Origin of the sequence: Pseudomonas poae, from assembly GCA_028869255.1 — a bacterium.
In the GTDB taxonomy this organism is placed as follows: Bacteria; Pseudomonadota; Gammaproteobacteria; order Pseudomonadales; family Pseudomonadaceae; genus Aquipseudomonas; species Aquipseudomonas poae_C.
Genome location: CP110972.1, coordinates 5,498,730 through 5,518,292 on the forward strand (window position 1 = coordinate 5,498,730; position 19,563 = coordinate 5,518,292).

11 protein-coding genes, 1 tRNA gene and 1 pseudogene are annotated in these 19,563 nt (G+C 58.8%); 8 read left to right on the forward strand and 5 right to left on the reverse strand.

Features of this window, described 5'->3' with window-relative positions; genetic code table 11:
- Positions 1–9: 9 nt before the first annotated feature.
- Genes LRS56_24965 through bcsQ form a run of 5 tightly spaced genes read right to left on the reverse strand, consistent with a single transcriptional unit; the run spans position 10 to position 10,583 of the window.
- The gene (locus tag LRS56_24965) at positions 10–3,888 is read right to left on the reverse strand and encodes a cellulose synthase subunit BcsC-related outer membrane protein (GenBank protein WDU61992.1); all 3,879 of its coding nucleotides are present in this window, start codon (positions 3,886–3,888) and stop codon (positions 10–12) included.
- Positions 3,870–5,066: a cellulose synthase complex periplasmic endoglucanase BcsZ gene (gene bcsZ / locus LRS56_24970; protein WDU61993.1), complete on the reverse strand. Its 1,197-nt coding sequence runs from the start codon at positions 5,064–5,066 to the stop codon at positions 3,870–3,872. The genes LRS56_24965 and bcsZ overlap by 19 nt, the downstream gene beginning before the upstream one ends.
- Positions 5,063–7,324 carry a cellulose biosynthesis cyclic di-GMP-binding regulatory protein BcsB gene (gene bcsB, locus LRS56_24975; GenBank protein WDU61994.1) on the reverse strand — a complete coding sequence of 754 codons (2,262 nt, stop codon included), beginning with the start codon at positions 7,322–7,324 and terminating at the stop codon, positions 5,063–5,065. Before bcsB ends, bcsZ begins: the two co-directional genes overlap by 4 nt.
- Positions 7,321–9,540: a UDP-forming cellulose synthase catalytic subunit gene (gene bcsA, locus LRS56_24980; GenBank protein WDU61995.1), complete on the reverse strand. Its 2,220-nt coding sequence runs from the start codon at positions 9,538–9,540 to the stop codon at positions 7,321–7,323. Before bcsA ends, bcsB begins: the two co-directional genes overlap by 4 nt.
- Entirely contained in the window at positions 9,537–10,583 is a 1,047-nt protein-coding gene (gene bcsQ, locus LRS56_24985; GenBank protein ID WDU61996.1) for a cellulose biosynthesis protein BcsQ, read from the reverse strand. Before bcsQ ends, bcsA begins: the two co-directional genes overlap by 4 nt.
- Before the next feature lie 937 nt (positions 10,584–11,520).
- Between bcsQ and LRS56_24990 the strand changes: the two genes are divergently transcribed.
- From LRS56_24990 to LRS56_25025, 8 genes and pseudogenes are all read left to right on the forward strand, one after another.
- A tRNA-Thr gene (locus tag LRS56_24990) sits at positions 11,521–11,596 on the forward strand.
- Between the two features lie 172 nt (positions 11,597–11,768).
- Positions 11,769–13,103, forward strand: a complete 1,335-nt coding sequence (locus LRS56_24995; GenBank protein WDU61997.1) for an integrase arm-type DNA-binding domain-containing protein — start codon at positions 11,769–11,771, stop codon at positions 13,101–13,103.
- Between the two features lies 1 nt (position 13,104).
- Positions 13,105–13,434: a hypothetical protein gene (locus LRS56_25000; GenBank protein WDU61998.1), complete on the forward strand. Its 330-nt coding sequence runs from the start codon at positions 13,105–13,107 to the stop codon at positions 13,432–13,434.
- A gap of 895 nt (positions 13,435–14,329) precedes the next feature.
- Positions 14,330–15,306: pseudogene (locus tag LRS56_25005) on the forward strand (integrase domain-containing protein).
- Entirely contained in the window at positions 15,303–15,578 is a 276-nt protein-coding gene (locus LRS56_25010) for a hypothetical protein (GenBank protein ID WDU61999.1), read from the forward strand. The pseudogene LRS56_25005 and the gene LRS56_25010 overlap by 4 nt, the downstream one beginning before the upstream one ends.
- A gap of 192 nt (positions 15,579–15,770) precedes the next feature.
- Positions 15,771–16,604 (forward strand): TIGR04255 family protein, encoded by an 834-nt coding sequence (locus LRS56_25015; GenBank protein WDU62000.1) that lies wholly within the window; start codon positions 15,771–15,773, stop codon positions 16,602–16,604.
- 3 nt (positions 16,605–16,607) lie between these two features.
- On the forward strand, positions 16,608–17,288 hold the full coding sequence (locus LRS56_25020; protein WDU62001.1) for a Cro/Cl family transcriptional regulator: 681 nt from the start codon (positions 16,608–16,610) through the stop codon (positions 17,286–17,288).
- A gap of 11 nt (positions 17,289–17,299) precedes the next feature.
- A complete protein-coding gene (locus LRS56_25025; GenBank protein ID WDU62002.1) occupies positions 17,300–18,163 on the forward strand; it encodes a hypothetical protein in 864 nt (287 codons plus the stop codon).
- The last annotated feature ends 1,400 nt before the right edge of the window (positions 18,164–19,563 follow it).

Consider the following 19,563-nt stretch of genomic DNA (forward strand, 5'->3'; position numbering starts at 1 on the left):
TCCTATCAATCAATTCGAATAGGGGGAACGGTAGGGGCTGACCGGCAAAGGCATTGGCCCGCTCAGGTCTTCAAACAGGTAGCGCAAGTAGGCGTTGCCGACGTACTGGCGATAATCCTGGGCGTTGTCGACACCGACTTCGCCACCCAGATAAAAGCGTGAAGTAAGACGGTATTCGGCGGCTGCGTTGAGGCTGTAGCCGATGCCGGTCTTGCTGCTGCTGTCGTATTTTTTGGTGGCCGCATTGCCTTGAAGCGTGCTGTCCGTAGGAAAGTAATCGGCGCCATCTTGCGCGATATGCTGCACGCCCACCGAACTTTTCAACTCGTAGCTGAAGCGGTCGAAGCTCTGTGCCCAGCGAACCGGCACGGCCAGGGAGAAGAAACGTTGCGGGCTGAAGTAGCCGCCATTGCCATAGGTGTAGAAACCCTGGTTGTCCTTGAAGCCCATGGCCATGCCGCTGACGCCCAAGGTGAGGGTGTCGGTCGGCGTATTACGCAGGTACCAGTAGACGCCGCTGCCCAACTCCATACGGGTGTTGTCTTCAACGTTGTTGCCGAGCAACTGGTGCAACGACGCGTAGCCGTAGGCGCCCACTTCCTGGTTATCGTAGCTCAGCTCGCCGCGCCCGCCGTTGGCAGTGACGCCGCCCCACTTCTTGCGGTCTCCAGCGGAGGTTGTGGTTTCAGAGCCGGCAAACGAGGTCACGCTATCGGTGACCGGGCGCCGCGAGACATTCACGCCATAGCGCAGGTTGCCGCCTTCGGTGAACGGGCGATTCACACTCACGCCACCGACCACAGTGCTATAGGTAAAGCCCAAAGGGCTGACGCCGATATCGGCCTTGACGCCCTGCGCCGGATCTTCCACAGCAACCGCCAAACCGACGCCGTTTTCTCTCTGGGAACCATCCGTGCCGGCACCAGCACCAAAACGCGCAGCCGAAATAGCCTTGACCGTCCCGGAACTCAAACTCACCGGTGTCGCACGCAACGCCACGTTGTAATCACCCACCGGCATGCGCGCTTCAAATGGCGTCTCGACGTCGGTGATTCGGCTCAAACCGCTTTCACCATTGTTACTGCGCACGCTCAACCCTTGCACCAGGTAGCCACTGCGATCACGCAGCAGCCCATCGAGGGCACGGCGCGCCGGGCTCAAGGTCGGGTTGTCCAGCGCGGCAATGCGCGTTGGCGGCACAAACGGGTCGCTCAGCTTGTTCGAGGGTGCAAAGCCAGCAGCTGCCACGGTATTCCCGGAGGCCGAAACCGGCGCCGGCATCACATTGGCTGGCGCATCTATGGGCGGTGGAACCGCACCGCGATCGACGGCCAAGTCGGTGATCTGGCGCCGTTGGCCCGGCAGGCCGACAAACGGGTTGTAAGCCACGCCCTGGGCGTCGGCCAAGGCCGAGCGCGCCTGGGTGCGCTGGGTGTTTTCAATAGCCAGTGCGCGACGCAGCAATTCGGCTGCTTCGGCATTACGGCCCAGCCCCTGATAGATCTGCCCGGCGGCGGTCAGGGTCTCGGCATTGGTCGGGTCCAGCCTCAGCGCCTTGTCGGTAGCCGACTCTGCCAGGCTACGGTTGCCGCCCTTCAAGGCGATACCGGCCAGGCCCAGTTGCAGGCGTGCGCTGTTGGGGTTTTGCAGCACGAGCGGCTCGTAGAGCGCCATGGCTTTCTTGCCGTCGCCGCCGTCGGCATACATGCGCGCCAGTACCGCAATGGCCGAGGTGTCGTGGGGGCGTTGCACCAGGGCCGGCGAGAGCATGTCGTAAGCCGCCACCAAGTCGTTTTTCTCACGCAGCGCATCGGCTTGCTTGACCCGGTACTGGAAGATCAGGTCTTCGTAGCGCTGGCGCCCGGCGTCACTCAGTGGCTGGCCCTGCATGTCGCGCAGGATGTCACCGGCCTCGGTGTAGTGGTTGGCCTTGAGCAGCACGCCGGCGTAGAGCAGCTTCTGGTCGGGCGTGGGGTTCGGCGTTTTTTCCAGCACGCCCTGCATGATCTGCAGGCCCTCTTCCGGCGCGCCCACGTCCACATACGCAGACGCCAGCACCGCCAGGCGCTCAGGCTTTTTACCCGCCAGCGTCGCGCTGCGACCCAACAGTGCCAAGGCCTCGGGACGCTGACCACGGCGGGCGCTTTCAATCGCGATTTCGGTCTGCTTGTGCAGCGCGATATCGCTCGCCAACTCATTCATGTCCGCGGTGCGTTGGCCGGCAGGAATGCGCGACAGCGTGGCATCCGCGGCTTTCCACTCGTCCAGCTCCACCGACAGCAACGTGCTGGTGTACAGCGCGTCCGGCTGATTGGGTTGGCTTTTGAGCAGGCCGTCGATCAAGGCCCGGGCGTTGCGAATCTGCCCGTCGCGCAGGTAAACACGTGCCAGGGCGAATCGCGTCCAGGGGTTTTCCGGGTCGGCGTCGATGGCTTGTTGGTAAGCCGCTTGCGCGCCTTTCAAATCACCGCGCTGATCCGCCAGCTTGCCCATCTGGGTCGCGCGCAGGGCCTTGATCTTCACGTTCGAAGAAAATTGGCTGCGATCGGCCGGTGACAGCGAGTCGATCAGTGTCAAGGCTTCGTCCGGCCGACCGGACTGCGACAGCACTCCGATCAGACCATTCAAGGCGTCCGGGTCGCCAGGGTTGCGCGCCAGCACTTTGCGGTAGCTGGCTTCAGAAGCGTCGAATTGATTGTCCTGGGCCTGAAAACCGGCCAGCGCCACGGTGGCGTCAGACCGGCCAGGGTTCAGGCGCTCGGCCTGAGCCGCCAGGTCACGCGCCTGGCTCGAACGGCCGGCCGTCTGCGCATCCCGGGCCTGGCTCAGCAGGCTCCAGTAACGCACGTCATTCAGGGCCTTTTGCCAAGCGGCGCCACCGGGCAGGCGCGTGGCCTGGACCAGGTAGCCTTCGGCGTCGCTGAAGCGCTGCTGCTGTTGACGCAATACGCCCATGCCGCCGAGGGCGTCGACGTCGTTGGGCTTTTCTGCCAAACGCGCCGCCAGCAGCGGCTCGGCGGTTTTCAGGTCGCCGTCGTCAAGCGCCTTGAAGGCCTTGACCAGCTTCGGATCGCGCTGCCAGCCGCCATCACCTTTACCCTGGGAGATACCCTTGTTCATCAACGCCCGGATTTCGCTGTCGTCCGGGTGCTTGGCCAGGAACTCCTGGAACAATGGCACTTGCTCACGGTTAGGTGCACCGAGCCATACCAGCGCAAAGCGCCAGCCTTCGTCGGCGGCGCCGCCAACTTCGTTGTTGGGGGCCAGGCGCGCCATGGCGCGGATACCCTCGACACGGGTGCTCGGGTTGCGCGCCAGGTGTCGGGCAAGGAACAGCGCGGCGATCGAATCATCCGGCCGCTCACGCGTTACGCGTTGCAGGCCGGCGATGCCCTCGGCCGTGCCTTTGGGCGTAAACGCCAGGGCGTTGTAATACTCGCGGGCAATCAAGCCCTGCGGCTGGCGCCCCTGGAAAATCTGGCGGTACAGCGCCACAGCCTGTTCGCGCTCTTCTACCGGCTCGCCCAACTCACGGGCCTGCTCCAGCAACTTGGCGTTAGTCGGCGTGTTCACCGCAATGTCTTGTTCGAGCTGCAACGCCTGGCGTGGCAATGGCGAGATCGCACGCAAGCGGGCCAGGTATTTTTGCGCCTCCTCCGGGTGCTGCTGTTGCACCTGGATCAGGCCGATACCGTACAACGCATCCGGTTGCTCAGGGCTCAGGCCGAGCAATTTCTGCCAGGTTTCCAGGGCGCGTTCCGGGTTTTTCTTGGACTGCCAGTAGTAACCCTGCTCAATCAGCACGGCTTGTGGGTCGATAGGCGCGGCGAAGCTGGCGCTGGACGCCAGGGTGGCCAAGATCGCGAGGGCTAGCGTGTGGCGGCGCATGCGGCCTCCCAGAATAATTTGACCGTACCATCCTGTTCGAAGCGGTACTTTTGATCGGTAAAGCCTTGGCTGAACAGGCTGAGCATGTAGTCGTAATACACCGGCTGCGCGCTGTCGGGCGCCGATGCGGCGAGGGCCTTGCCCAGCACCTCATCGAGCTTGTTTTTTTGCAGTTGCATCAGCGCGGTTTCGCCACGCGCCTGGAAGAACACCAGCGCGGAAGCCGAGAACCCCAGCGGCGAAAAGCCGTTGTTCTTTTCGGCAACACCGCTGAGCACGTGGATCTTCTCCGGTGGCAAGCCACTGGGAGACGCCGCCGTCGCACGCGAAAAGCCGCCCAACGCCTTGAGCATCGGTGCCGCCAGCGGGTCGCCCTTGGCGGTCATGCCGGCCCACAGGTAGGTGCGAATGGCGTCGTAGCTGCCCAGGTCATCGGAATACGGGTCGACCACAAACATGCCCGCATTCGCGCTGGTGGCGCGGTAGCCCACCCAGTTGGCGGCGATACCGTGGGGGCTGCCCTTGGGGTCGGCGAGCATTTTGGCGTTGCTCTCGGCCACATCGTTCCAGCCGCCATTGGGACGTTCCTTGTGGAAACGTCGCAGTTGCGCCAGTACCTGATAACTAGGGTTGAAGCGCCACAAACCTTCCGGGTAGCTGTAGCCCACCGGCCCTGGCAGCAGCATCTTGCCCAGGCCTGGCACACGCACGATCAAGGTCTTTTCGACATTGGCCAACATCAACTGCGCATCGGCGCGATACTGCGGCACATTCCACACCCGCGCCGCTTCAAGCAGCGCGTAGGCGATCCACAGGTCAGCATCGCTGGCGGAGTTGGCGTCGATCACGCCCCACTCGCCGTCCTTGTTCTTACCCCACAACCAGGCCGGCAGCGTGCGGCTGATATCGCCGCCCGCCATATTGGCCCTGGTCCATGCCCAGAGTTTCTCGAAGCGTGCGCGGTCGTTGCCCACCAGGGCAAAGAACATGGCGTACGACTGCCCTTCGGAATTGCTTTCGCTGGGGTTCAGGGACGAGTTCAACACCCGCCCGTCATCCTGCACAAAGCGCGTCGCGTAGTTCTGCCAAAGCGGCCACTGCGCGTCGCACGTTTGCGCCTGGGCTGCACTGGCGAAGAGCGCGGCGCCCAACGCAACCCAACCGGCTTTGCGCATCATGCCAGCCGCCGTTTTGCACGTGCACGCAGGGACAGGTAAATCAGGCAGGTCACGATCGCCAGGCCGAGGAAAGTGAACAGCAGCATCCAGCCCAGGTTCTGCGACAGCTGCCACTGCACCTGCTTGAACAGCCCCAGCTTGCCGACGTAGTACTGCTGGTCAGCCACCAGCGAACTGACTTGTGTGCCCTGCACCACAGCGAGGCTGCCTTGAATGGTCTCTTTGTATTGGTCACCGCCGATCAACACCGCCGTCGCGGCCTGCAAGCCTTCAGGCTTGCTGCTGGAGATCAGCACCACGCTGCGCCCGGCCTTGAGCGGCGACTCGAAACCGGCAAACCAGGTGCTGGTGCTCAAGCCGCTGAAGCTGATCGCTGCGTTGGCAGCGTGCTTGTTGGCCTCGGCATCGGGGCTGATCCAGGTGCTCACGTAGCGCGGCAGGTCAGACAATTTGAAGTGCTGTTGCGGCCCGTCGACATTGGCCGGCAGGTACTGCTGCCATTGCTTGAACAGCGGCTGGTCGGCGCCGGTGGCGATCACCAGCAGGTCTTTGTCGGCAACGCTCTGTACGTCTTTGGCCTGCACCACTTTGACGGCGGTGGCCGGGTAGCCGGTGGACTCGCCGAAGCGGCCGAGGATGGTGAGGTAAGCGCTCAGCTCATCGGTGCCAAAGGTATCCGGCAACACCACCGCCGACTCGGAAAGGTCTGCCAGGCGCGTGAACGGGAAGCCGGCATCGTTGAACACGCCCAGGTTAGGCATGGCAATGAAGTGCTGGTAGCCGGTGATGTCCAGGCTCGAATCCGGGTCGATGGTGCCGCGCATGTTATCGACAATAATGTCGCGGCATTCGCCTTCCTTGATGTAGTCGTACATGAAGCGCAGTTGCAGCTTGGACATCGGCGACGCCGAGCTGATCGGCAGCAGCACCTTGGCTTCACGCGGCAGCGTGTTGTCTTTCTGCATCATGCTCAGCAGGGTTTTCCCGTCCGCCAGGCTGGTGATCGACGGCAGCGGCATGGACTTCATGAACTGGTCATCCAGGCCAACCAGCAGCGACGAATTAGTCGACACCTGTTGCGGTGTGTAGCGGTATTTGAGATTCAGCGGCACGCCTTCTTCACGCCAGTTGAACAGGTCGGGCGGCAGGCGGAAGTCGACGCTGATGGCGCCAGGGTTGTAGCCTGCGACACTGAGTTTTTTCAGGTCGACCAGTTCACCCAGGCGTACCGGGCGATCACTTGGCACCCAGTTCGGCGCGTCGTATGGACGGCGCGGGGCGAGGCTTTCGAGCTTGTCGATCACCACGCTGCTGCCGGCCAGTACTGGATTACCCAGCGCAACGGCCGTGGCGGCGCGCTTGAGTTCGGCACCGTCGCGACCCGATACGATCAGCAGCTTGCCCTGCGGGTCGTTGGGGTTAGTGATCAGGTTGATCGTCGGCCCGCTGGCTTGCGCCACTTTTACGCCGTTGACGTCGACCGCGCTCGGGCTCAACACCAACACGATGGCGTTGCCCTTGGCCGGGATCGTGCCGTAGGTGGCGGGGAACGTCGCACCCCGGTAGCTGGCCAACGCGCCAAACCAAGACGACAAGGTGGCCGCCGCTTCCAGCGTGGCGTTATCCGGGGCCGAGGCAAACACGAACGGCAGGTTGACCTGGCGCGCATCACGTTTGTCGAAGAACGGCAGCGGCAGTACCGACAAGTCGTCCTTCAACTGGATCTGCGACACCTGCAATTTCAGCTCGCTGCTGTTGCTGATTTTGGCCCACAGACTGCTGTGCAGCGGGTCTTCGCAGGACATGGTGTAGTGACCAATGAACTGCACGCGCAGGCGGTTGAATTCGGTGATCAGGTGCGGCGGGATCTGCACCAGGGTCTGTTGCGCCGTGCCCGCGCCCTCTTTGGTCAGCGGGATGCTGGCCGCCACTTCATCGTTGACCAGCACGTTGATCTGCGACACGTCTGCCAGCAACGCCGGCGAGTAACTGTAGTTGAGCAGCACTTGCGCGCCGGTCACTACCTGGTCGGCACGGATATCGAAGTTGACGCTGTCGGACGACTCCACGCCTTGCAGGTTCATGGTGTCGCGACGGCCCAATTGCTTGAGGGTCAAGCTGTAGCCGTCATTGGCGACCGGCGCGGCGGACGGTTTGTCGGCGGCCTGCAGCAGCGGGCTCAAGCCCAGCAGCGAGGCAATCAGCAACGTGAGTGCCGCACGCGAGTGGGCGCGCGCAAAAAAAGGTGTGGAAGTCATGGCTTGTCCATCAACGTGTCGAGCGGTTGTGAGGGAGTGCGGCGCAAGGCCATTCGCAATTCATGCAGTGTGGCGCGGCATAGGGTGAACAAGCCGCCAATGCCAATGCCACCGACTTCACGCAGGGCCGCCAGCGGCGTGTCGGGCTGGCCGGCCCCCCAACTGGCGGCCCAGGTGTCGGCTCGGGAAAAGGTCAGGCGCACCAGCTCGCTTTGTTCGCGCAGCGACAGCGATTCAAACTGCGCGCCGATCTGCGAGCCCTTGCTGAACGCAACCCGCGCCTGGAACAGACTGTCCTGGCCGTTACGCGACAGCACCAACTGGACCCGTTCGCCTTGGCGGATGGAGTGCCCTTCATCCAGAATCAGGCCAAAGCCGTTCTGCGAGAAATCCTGGGTGATACCGGCGAGTACCTGGCCGTCGGCGCAGATCACGCTGACCGGCAGTTTCGCACTCACTCGCGGCTCGGAACGCACCTGGCGCGTCTCGGACGCCACGGCCACGGCTGCGCTGGTGATGATCAGGTTATAAAGGGTCCAGGTGAGGTTGATCGCCACCGTCACAGCGGTGGACGCATCGCCCCAGATCAACTGGTGCACGCCGAAACCGATACCGACCAGGTTCACCAGCAACAACACCAGATACGGGCGCGCCAGCTTCCAGTCGAAGAACTGCTTGTCGATGATGCCGCCCTTGTCGGTGACGTTGAAACCACCGGCCTTAGGATTGATCAGCGCCACCAGCACCGGCGGCAGGATGTACCAGGCCAGTACCGTCTCGTACACCTCGTTCCAGAACGAGTGCCGGAAGCGCCCCTGGATCCGCGAGTTGGTCAGGCTGGAATGCACCAGGTGCGGCAGCACGTAGGCAACGATCATCAGCGCCGACGCATGGAAAATCTCTGCGCCGAACACCAGGTAAGCCAGCGGCGCGGTGAGGAACACCAGGCGCGGCAAACCATAAAAGAAGTGCAACATGGCGTTGGCGTAGCAGATGCGCTGGCCCCACTTCAGCCCCTTGCCCAGCAGCGGGTTGTCGGTGCGGAAAATCTGCGCCATGCCGCGCGCCCAGCGAATGCGCTGGTTGATGTGGCGCGACAGGCTTTCCGTGGCCAGGCCGGCGGCTTGCGGGATAGCCAGGTAAGCGGTGTTGTAACCCAGGCGGTTGAGCTTGAGCGCGGTATGGGCGTCCTCTGTGACGGTCTCGACAGCCACGCCGCCGATTTCCAGCAGCGGCTTACGGCGAATCACCGCACACGAGCCGCAGAAGAACGTAGCGTTCCACAAGTCGTTGCCGTCTTGCACCAGGCCGTAGAACAGTTCGCCCTCGTTGGGCACGGCGCGGAAGGTGTCGAGGTTCTTCTCGAACGGGTCCGGCGAGAAGAAGAAGTGCGGCGTTTGCAGCATCGCCAGCTTCTGGTCCTTGAGGAACCAGCCCAGGCTCACCTGCAAGAAAGAGCGCGTCGGCACGTGGTCGGCATCGAACAGCGCGACGTATTCGCCGTCGGTGACCTTCAACGCTTCGTTGAGGTTACCGGCCTTGGCGTGGAAATTATTGTCACGGCGAATGTAGTTCACGCCGATCTTGCGACAGAAGTCGCGGAAATCGTCACGGCGGCCGTCGTCGAGTACGTGCACGCGCAGCTTGTCCTTGGGCCAGTCCATCGCCTGGGCGGCGAAGATGGTCAGCTTCACGATGCTCAGCGCTTCGTTATAGGTGGGGATGAACACGTCCACCGTCGGCCATTCTTCCGGCTCAGTCTTGAGCCATACCGGCGTGCGACGCAGCGGCCAGGCGGTTTGCACGTAGCCGAAGATCAGCACGACCAGGGCATAGAACTCGGCGGCGACCAAGCCATAGCCGAAGAACATGTCGACCCAGGTTTCAAAACCCAGGGTGGAGGTGAGCCGCCAGAACATGTAGCGCAACGACGCCACCAGCGACAGCACCACCAGCGCAAGGATCGCCAGGCGCCCGGGGATCTTGCGCAGCACCAGCACCGCCGCGAAGCAGATGGCGGCAAACAGGCATTGGGTGAAGAGGTCCAGCGGCGCGCAGATAATGGCCAGCAGCAGCAAGCCACCGAGCAAACAACTGCCCACCACCAGCAGCGTGCGCAGCACCGACGGCCAGCGATTGAAGCGCGCGATGGCGCCATTTAGGCGCTGTTCAGCGCGCCCTTCGACGAAGGGCGTGGAGGACGTATTGTCGGTCATGGAAGTTCCGAGTCGATGCGTTCGAGCAAGGCGCGGCACAAGGCGTGGACGTCCTGGCTGCCGATACTGTTGACGGTAGGGTCAAGGGGATCACGCCCGTAGGCCTGGGCTTCGCTGAAGGCCGGGTCGCGGTGCACCCTGCCCAGCAGGGCGCCACCGAGGCGCGTCTTGAACACTTCGGCCATGTCGAGGCTGAAACGGTGCGCGGCGTCCAGCTGGTTGATCACATAGAAGCGTTGTGGCGGTTTTTTGCCCTGCAGATACGGGGCAAGCAGGCTGTCCATCTGGTCCAGGGTGCTGAACGAAGCCACATCCGACTGCACCACCACCAGCACCGCGTCGGCGACCGACATGGCTTGGCTGAGGTACACGGTGTTGCCGGCCGGGACGTCGATGATCACGGTGTCCTGGCCGTTCAATTTAAGGCTGGCCAACCGTTTGCTCAGCCACTCGGCCTCTTCGCCCAGCCAGCGATTCAGACTCTGCTGCTGCGCGTGGTCGGTGCTACCGAACGCAACCACGCGGCAACCGGCAAAACCGCGCTCCGGCAAGGCTTCCCACCCCTCATTAAGCAGGCTGGTGGCCCCGAGGCCCGGCATATTCAGGCCCAGGCACAGGTGATGGCGCAGGGCGTTTTGCGGGTCCAGGTCAAGGGCGAGTGCCGGGCGACCCTGTCGCTGCAAGCCACTGGCAATCGCGGCGGCCAGGGTGCTACGGCCGACGCCGCCTTTGACCGAGACCACCACCACGACTTTAGGGCTCGATTGCTCCGAGTACATGACACCGTCACGCCCTTCCACCACTTCGGGCGGCTGCAGGTGGTCGGCTTCGCCGTGGTTCAGCTCTTCCAGCAAACGCAGCAGCGGCGCCGATGGGGCCTCATCCATCACAGACGGACGAGCAACGACCACCGGGCTTTCCAGCACCTCTACTTCGTCTTCGATGTCTTCGATGAACTCATAAACAAAGTCGATTTCGCGATAGCCGTTCGGGTTGGCACCCAGCTTGTTGAATAGTTTTGAAATGTCATCTGCTCGACTCACTCACTGCCCCTCCCCACCTGATTTGCGCTTTAAAGGCGATAAAAAGGTCAGCAATAAGCTGACCTTGTATTTTTCTAGTTATGTGTTGGCTGGGGCATTCTGTGATATCACAATGATGGTGTCAGTATTTTGATGATTTAAGCCGCAATCTATCCGACGAACGGCAATGCGCCATTTTTATGACTATTTATTGGCGAAAAACGCATTCTCTGTAAGAACATACACTTGCATCAATTTGCCTAAAGTTTTGTTGGCCGACCGGTCAAAACCGGCACAAAACTGACACACTCACCAACAAATATTCGATTGCACCGAACTGTCTCGGAAATTTGCCTACACGATTTTGCGATTAAACTTACAGTTCATATCGCGCGACAGAATACGCAAACCCTCGCTGGATTCAAGGCCAAACCCGCCCGACGGTCGCCTGCAAAGCCACGGCCGGTGGATCGCTGGGTATACAGGCGCGGCATCTATAAAGAACGAAGCAAAACCCGAGCCGCCAGACACAAACCGAAGATACCGACCCTGGACCGGAGCACATTGATCGCCGTCAGCCTGGAAGATGGCCGGCCGGGCGATGGCGTGTTGAATGCGCAAAGGGGCATCAAGGCTTTTAAAGGACATCCCGCCCCCATGGCGAGGGAGCTTGCTCCCGTTGGAGTGCAAAGCGCTTCCAAAACGGCCACCCCGGACTACAGAAGTACTGGCTTAACCGCGCAAGCCATTCCAGGCGCCGACCCTGGCGGGAGCGCTTGCTTTTGAGTTGGATGGATTCACGATTGCGTCCAGTAGGCGGCCCTGCAACCCAGGATAAATCCTACCCTCGCCAGCCCGAAAAAGTGACGCACGCGAGAAAAGCGTGGTGTCTGCAAAAATAGTCAGAATTCAGGGGTTTACAGAAGCTTACCAATCGCTATAATCGTCGCCCTAACACGCCGGTATAGCTCAGTTGGTAGAGCAACTGACTTGTAATCAGTAGGTCCCGGGTTCGACTCCTGGTGCCGGCACCATACAAGGTTCCAGAGAAGGCTTTCAAAATCTCTAGAACCCCCGAAAAACCCGCCTTCTGGCGGGTTTTTTCGTTTTGGCGTTCCATCGGTTTCCGTCAGAAACTGGTGGATTCCAACCGTTTTAAGGGTAGAGTTTGGGATACAGGTCACTTCGATAAAAGGGAGTACCCTTATGTCGCGCACCACTGCTCCACTCTCTGATTCGGCTTGCCGCTCAGCCAAGCCCACCGACCGCGCCTACAAGCTTTTCGACGGCGACGGCCTCTACCTCCTAGTCCAACCCAATGGCCGCAAAGGCTGGCGGCTCCGTTACGTCAAACCTGACGGACGGGAAGGACTGACCTCGTTCGGCAACTACCCCGTCATTGGCCTCGCCGATGCGCGCCGCAAGCGCTTGGAGATCAAGCGAATGCTGGCGGATGGCATTGATCCCATAGAGACCAAGCACCAAGCCAAGGCGGAAGCCGTGATCAAAGGCAGAACCTTTGAAAGCGTTGCGCTGGACTGGCACACAGAAATGTCGGCCAAGTGGGCACCAGGCCATTCCAAGACAGTGATGAGCCGCCTAAAAACCCACGTATTCCCGCTGATCGGCGCACGCGCCATTGTTGATCTCGACACCCATGACCTTATGCAGCCCTTGGAAGCGATCAAGAAGCGCGGAACGATAGACGTTGCTTTAAGGGTACAAAACTACCTGCAGAGCATCATGCGCGAGGCAAAGCGACTCCGGCTTATCACCGCAAACCCTGCTTACGACCTCGAAGGCTTGATCAAAGCCCCGCGGGTGGTACATCGCCCCGCTCTACCCTTATCGCGACTGCCGGAACTGCAAGAGCGGATCGACACCTATAAAGGCCGGGCACTTACCCGTCTGACGGTGATGCTGTCGCTCCATGTGTTTGTACGGTCCAGCGAGCTGCGCTTCGCCCGATGGAGCGAGTTCGACCTTAAGCGCGGCGTCTGGGAAATCCCGGACACTCGACCCGCGTTGGAGGGAGTAGCCTTTTCCACAAGGGGTACGAAGATGGCAGGGGATATCCATTTAGTACCCTTATCGCCGCAAGCAGTGGCCTTGCTTGAACAGATCCACGCACTCACCGGTAAATTCGACCTGGTGTTTGCAGGCGATGCCAAGCCCTGGAAACCCATGTCTGAAAACACCGTGAACAACGCGCTACGGACGATGGGATACGACACCAAAACCGATATCTGCGGACATGGGTTTCGTTCGATGGCCTGCAGCGCACTGATCGAGTCAGGATTGTGGTCCGAGACAGCCATTGAACGGCAGATGAGCCACAAGGAACGCAACAATGTCCGCGCCGCTTACATCCACAAGGCCGAATTCATTGAGGAACGCAGGCTGATCATGAACTGGTGGAGTCGGTACCTGGAGGCCAACCGACAGGAGCATGTCACTCCACACGAATTCGCCAACCAGATTGGAGATAACGTTACTCGCATAAAGGCGAAGCCTGGCATTGGCGCAGAGAGGAGGAGTTGATATGGATATCTCAACCGCACAAAGCATCAAGCTCGCCATTGTGTCGGCAACCGGACTGTCAAAAGACGCGCTGCATATCTATTTGGGCATGGCGGTCTATTTGACGTTGATCGTTGGCACCCGACGATTCAGGCCATACCTTGGCTGGCTGGTTGTTTTCATCATTGCGTGTGCAGGCGAGTGGGTAGATCGGCGAGACGATATTGGAAGCTTCGGGTACTGGCGCTGGCAGGCAAGCGCTCACGACGTTCTCAACACGTTATTTTGGCCGACGGTGCTAACACTACTTTGGCTTTTAAAGTGCCGCAGTAAAGTAAGCGTACATCCGTAAGGCTCTCGCAATCTGCTCTGCCACGCGGGTCCATCCAAACAGGGCTGCAAAGCCGCCCTGTTTGGATGGACCTCACTTAAAAATCTAAAGCCCACGCAACTGTCTGTGGAAAACCACGGATTTCCACCGGTGGATAATTTCATCCACAGCCGCAGAACTCCCGAAAATTGGGGCCTTGACCCAAATTATCCACAGGCGTAGAAAAGATCGAGCAAAGCGCTGTCGTCGACAGCAACCCAGGTAGCCAGAACCTTCAAGGCTACGCCACACGGTGGTGGTTCTCCCAAAGTGCGATTAGCGTCCGGTGGCTCGCACAGTCACAGCGATGTGATGGATGCCTACTTCTATCAGAGTGCCCACTGCGGCAACTCACCCCTTTCATAGCTGCCCTGCAGCAACCTATCCGCTTGGCCATTTCCTTGCGCCAACCTGCGCCCGTCTCTTTCTCCCGGAAAGAGACGGGCGCTCCTACCGCTGCTGCAGCCCAACTCGTACAAGGCTTTGCGGCATTCCCCCTCGTGACAATCGGCGTGACAAACACCGAAGTCACCAGCAACAGCGATGCAGATGATGGTGTCGCAGCCCAGGGAATGGACTGAACCTGACTGACAGTCAGGCATGCCCCGGTCATCACATCACTGCCTTCACTCGACTCAGGATCTCGCGGCGTTGGTTTCGTCAGCCAGCACAGCCTCCACCCGCCCACTTCTTCGGAAGTGTTCAGGAGGCCAGATCATGAGATGCCCACGCTCCCGGTCGTAAGGAGCCGCCAGTCCCGCGTTAATGGACAACCCTCACAGGTCGCAGGGGCCTTGATCCCTGATAACACTCAACATTCTTGGCGGGATGACGTGGGGAAAGTTTTAAAAGTTTTGGCTTCGAGAGGAGTTTGATCATGGCGCTGGTGGGCAGACGAGATGGGCGCAATTTTGGCTATGGCCGGCAACTGAGCTATGCCGGGCCGCAAGCGCTGAGAGACATGTTCGGTGGCGGGCACTACGGGACCGTTAAAGCGCACTGTGATCGTTGGCAGGCATTCGTGCGCTGGTGCCGCTCAGACGATGGACCAGGACTCAACGATGCACGACAGGTAGATCGTCAGATCTTGGCGGATTACGTGGCGCATCTGCGTCACTTGGTCGATCGCGGCGACCTCTCCATCGCCACCGCACAAAATCGATTGTCCAGCGTCAACCGAACCATGGCGGCGCTTCGCGGTGATCAGTACGTGAAAGTGCCGAGTCCGAGCAAAGCGCTGGGAATGCAGCGCACCACCATCCGCACGACAGCTCCACAAGGCCAGGATCGCGAACACCTGATGCGAATCGTCGAGACGCTCAGCGAACAGCACTCTCGTGCCGCGGCCATCGCTCAGTTAGCGCGGGCCACCGGAATGCGCCTGCGCGAGGCCATTTTGGCCGACTTACCGCGCTTAAAACGTGAGTCCGAACACTACGGCAAGATCAACATCCAGGATGGCACCAAAGGGGGCGCTCAGGTGCCTCGGCACCTCGCTGGATCAGAGTGGATGATCATATTCACGAAGCTTTGAGATTCGCCGAACAGGTCTCACCCCGCGGCAGCCACAACCTGCTTGCGCCGAATGAAAGATACCTCGATTTCCAACGGGAAATCGTCCGTCCCGCGCGGGACCTTCTCCATAAGCACAACCTCAAAGGCTTTCACGAGCTACGGGCGGCGTTTGCTTGTGAGCGCTATGAGCAAATTACCCAGCACCAAGCGCCGGTTAATGGTGGTCAGTGCTATGCCGTGGATCGGCGTCTTGACTGTGAGGCTCGCATGCAGATCAGCAAAGAACTGGGGCACAGTCGGATCGACGTTGCCGCTGCCTATATTGGAGGACGGACATGAGTAAGGCGTTTGATATGGAGATGTTCCTAGGTGGCGTGCTGACTGGATCGCATGCAACGCAGCAGCGGCATTTGCGGCAAGCCAGGATTATTAGCGCCGAGATCGCAGCGCGATGGCGGCGAGAGACGCCATGGAGCTGGCAGAGAAAACACCTAATTTGGTTTATGGACCATCGGCTAGCTGGGCGTAGTGAAGCGACTCGTTACTATTACCTGCTTACCGTCCGACTGCTCGCTCAGCGCCGACAGACGTCATGGACTTTCAATCTCTAAGTGGCACCTGATACCGATAGCAATCAACCCAAAAGCAACTGACCTTGACTAGTGGCTTTTTGCGTAGGCATCAGTCAGCTCCCCTTGATGAGCGCTGATGTCGAGCTCTAGACACAGCGGACACTCATCCGCTTGCTAGAGTGTAAACCTAGCTGTAAACTGTCAATCAAAGTGTCAAGCTGAGTAATCGAAATGGGAAAGAAATACGCAAACGCCCCAGTCTACTTCACCATCGGCCAGGTGCGTCACAACACACTGCTGTCACTGAAGGCTTACCTTCCGGCTATTCAGGAGCGGATGCGCAAGGCTGGTTACCCTGATTTCAAAAGCGCTCAGCAGATGCAATTCTCTTTTGGTGCTATTACAGGCGGGGATGACACGCAGCCTTTCCAGCCGGGCGTACAGCAGATCGAAAGCTATACGTTCTCCAACCTCGAAGGTACTCAAGGCTTTCTGATGGAGCCGAGTGCGCTTTCGTTTCGCTGCACTGAATACGAGACCTTTCCGAAGTTCTATGCTGAATTGGAACGGGGTTTGAGCATTCTGGAGGAAGCGGTCGACGGTCTCGCTTATTTTGAGCGCTTAGGCCTGAGGTACCTCGATGCTGTAGTACCTGCTGAAGGGGAAACCTTACAGCAGTACCTTGCTCGAGAGGTGTGGGGAACACCAGCCTCGCTCGATCTCAACCAGATGTACCAGTTCGAAGGGCAACCACTGACTTACAATCATTCTTTTGCCGAGTCGTCGGCCACCATCCCAAGCATAGGGCAGGTGGTCTCGCGGGTGGTTGCCCAGAACAGCGAACTGCGCTTTCCACCAGACCTGCTGCCAGATCCGCTCAAAGTTGGCGAGCGCTTCAGAGGACTCAATGGTCAGCACGCAACCGTTGACGTCGACGCCAGTTTTTCCGAGCGCCGAAAGTACGACTCGACCGAAATCAAAGATAGGTTTCAACACCTTCACGACCTCGTTGAGCTGTTCTTCAACGCGACTGTGACGGACTACGCACGGAAAGCATGGAGTTAACCTATGAGCACAATGTACGCGCCATCTCCAAACCCGGGAATGGCAAACCGATCATTTAATGCAGCAAGCCGGCATCTCGAATCCGAACGAGAGAAGGTCAAGCGCACGGCAGGCAGCGCAGCACTGGCTTGGGGCTACGGCCTGACTGTTGCCTTTGCACTATGCCTTGGAACCTTGTCACCACAACCCCAACCTCGCGAGAACCGGGCTAGCAAGGAATACAAAGAATCGGCTCAAGGCATCGCCAAGCATGAGCAAACAACTGCCCCACGGACAACCGCAGAAGCTATGTCTTACGTACGCAACACCTTGAAACCAGCGGTGACCGAATTGGCATTGATCTTCGGAGTTTCGAGGCAGGCGATTTATAACTGGCAAGCCGGTGAGCACATCTCAGAGGGCAACCAAGCCCTGCTCTACGAACTGGCCGCAGCGGCCGATCGTATCGTGGCCCATCCGCTAGCAGGACAAGTGAACGCCAAGCGGAAGCTCCCAGGCGGCAAATCTCTATTTGAAGCTGTTGCCGGAGGCATGTCGGGTGTAGAGGCAGCTGGGAAACTCATCGCTATGGCTCAAAAGGAAGGCGCACAACGTGCAGCAATGGACTCGAGACTGAAAACTCGAAATCGGGCCGCCGTAGATCTCGCGTCGATCGGCTCACCCCATTTGCAAGACAGAGCATGAGGTAGCAGTTGATGGTGAGCTGGAGTCGATCAACACCGTGGCGACAAGGTTATATTGTCGATAGCGAAACACTCGCCCAGCTCGGCATCACCATCGACGGCGATGACCAGGAAAAAATCATCGCAGCCGTCGCCACGCATGATTGCGACCTTGCGCAGCTAGCATACGGCGAACCGGAGGTGGAGCTCATTTTAGGGAAGGTCCTGACGGACAAACTTGATGGGAACTATACGCACTGCAAAACCGCGAGGCGCCTACATATCGAACTGACTGGCACGGACGAGCACTTACTTTGCGAATTCGATGCAAGCAAGCGGGTTAGGGTTCAGAAGGAGCATAAGGATCCGTCCAAGGCATTTGTGTCCTACGAGCCGACTCGGGCTGCCTTGATGAACGGCCAGGAACGAAGCATCTTCCAGCGCTGGCTAGCAGCAAGATATCGCCGATCATCGTTCCCGGACGAGTTTGACCGCAGGCTGCGAGATACAAAGGTTGCCGATCGACTTGCCAGGCTTTTTAAAGAGTCCGGGAACCACATTCCAGCAGTGTTCTTTGACGTTGATCAGGGGACGGAGAGAACCCGAGAAGGATCGGACGATCTTTACGAGCTCGCGATCTTGGTTCTCTACAAAACCGACGAAGATCCTGAGACTGCGGAAGAAGCAGCCTTGGCTGCAGCAAAGGCCATCGACGAACTTTTTCTGAGCCGCTGCAGAACAGGCGCGAATCAGGCTTGGGAATGGATCGAGCTGACAGAAATCAACGTGATATCCGATGAGGCGCTGACCTATGGTCAGTCGCTAAACCTGATCAGATGGCAGGCTGACTATGTGAGCTTGCGAAGCGACCCAGCGCAGCCAATTTTTGACGTCTGAGTGAAAAAATCTCAACTTCTGAGCCAACGGCCTGAAAACGAAGGGAAAATTAGAGGAGAAGGGTTGACGGCAAGATGATATGACAGGATAATTATAATTGCCGATAGCTTTTTTATCGACAAAAAAAGCCCACCAATGTTTGCAGCATTGGCAGGCGATTTGAACCGTGCAATGGATGTTTTTGCAGAACTCCAAAGCACAATTAGAAAACAAACCCGGAGGTCAGGTTTCCATACTCGGGAAGAGATTCTACGTACATATCGATCTCTTTACAACACCTGCTTGACTAGCGGCATTTGCAGTGTCGCAAGTACTTCCGGGTTCTCTTGGAGAATCCGTATGACTTTGATTTGCAGACCCTTCATTACCCTCCGCAACGGCAAACGCCTTTTCGCACACGAGGTTGGTAAAACCGCGTTCTGCTTTGAGGTAGATGAAGTTCGGAAGGCGAAGCAACCAGAAGGAGCCGGTGAGCAAGGTACGCTCGACCTGACGGACGACAGCGCACCATCCAAGCCTCACTGATGTAGATAGAAAGCCCGGTAAGCTCAATCGCTTGCCGGGCTTTTTTGCTAAAATTTCTTTAGCACTGTTTTCAGCTTCCGGCCATTTTCCGCCATGGCCGCTTCCCACGCATTTATAGCAGTCAGCTCAAATTGAAAGAGTATCGAGCTTTGCCTTTTACACGAGGTCATGTGCTGTCGCTTACCCTAAGCGGTAGGGTCGTGCCCTCCATCATCCGACTATGAGGGTCTGCGATATCGAAACCTCGAGGCAGTGTAATTCCCTAAGTTCTTGTTTTAGCTTTCCTTGACTCGTTAATCATCAGAGGGGGCGCCTGAGGATAGTTTTAGAGATAGAAGTACGCGCCTATAGAAGTAAAATACTTAAAAATCAATTAGTTGTGAGAATTTTCGACTCCTGGTGCCGCACCATTTAAAAACAAAGGCTTGCAGCGATGCAGGCCTTTGTTTTTTGTGCGAAACGTAACAAGACACGTAACAAGCCGCTTATCTAGGCGACCTCCGTGGGCGCTTAGCTCCAATTTGAGGGCTGCTTCTATGTCAACGACTCCCACCGCCCCCCTGAAATAGCTCGCCTGATGCAAACGCATGGGGACCTTTTCGATAAGCATTTCTCGCATAAGCTGGATGAACAGTCCACCGTACTAAAAGCTCACCTCCTGATAGAGGGCGTCATCCGCGACTTCAACTACCGCTCAGTTCAGAACCCAGAGCATCTGCGGGGAATACGGCTCACCTTTCAGCAAGTAGTCGGCATAGCTCGATCGCTCATGGTTATTAAAGGGTCAGGGAGCAACAGTCTCCGGGACATGACAGACCAGCTCAATAAGGCCGGTTCAGGGGGCCGGGGAACCCTCAGCCCCCTGGATCAAGGAA

Excerpts from the sequence above, each read along its gene's own strand:
- bcsZ (WDU61993.1), bottom strand. The coding sequence starts at position 5,066 with ATGATGCGCAAAGCCGGTTGGGTTGCGTTGGGCGCCGCGCTCTTCGCC.
- LRS56_25000 (WDU61998.1), top strand. The coding sequence starts at position 13,105 with ATGGATATCTCAACCGCACAAAGCATCAAGCTCGCCATTGTGTCGGCA.
- bcsA (WDU61995.1), bottom strand. The coding sequence starts at position 9,540 with ATGACCGACAATACGTCCTCCACGCCCTTCGTCGAAGGGCGCGCTGAA.
- LRS56_25015 (WDU62000.1), top strand. The coding sequence starts at position 15,771 with ATGGGAAAGAAATACGCAAACGCCCCAGTCTACTTCACCATCGGCCAG.
- LRS56_25010 (WDU61999.1), top strand. The coding sequence starts at position 15,303 with ATGAGTAAGGCGTTTGATATGGAGATGTTCCTAGGTGGCGTGCTGACT.
- bcsB (WDU61994.1), bottom strand. The coding sequence starts at position 7,324 with ATGACTTCCACACCTTTTTTTGCGCGCGCCCACTCGCGTGCGGCACTC.
- LRS56_25025 (WDU62002.1), top strand. The coding sequence starts at position 17,300 with ATGGTGAGCTGGAGTCGATCAACACCGTGGCGACAAGGTTATATTGTC.
- LRS56_24995 (WDU61997.1), top strand. The coding sequence starts at position 11,769 with ATGTCGCGCACCACTGCTCCACTCTCTGATTCGGCTTGCCGCTCAGCC.
- LRS56_24965 (WDU61992.1), bottom strand. The coding sequence starts at position 3,888 with ATGCGCCGCCACACGCTAGCCCTCGCGATCTTGGCCACCCTGGCGTCC.
- LRS56_25020 (WDU62001.1), top strand. The coding sequence starts at position 16,608 with ATGAGCACAATGTACGCGCCATCTCCAAACCCGGGAATGGCAAACCGA.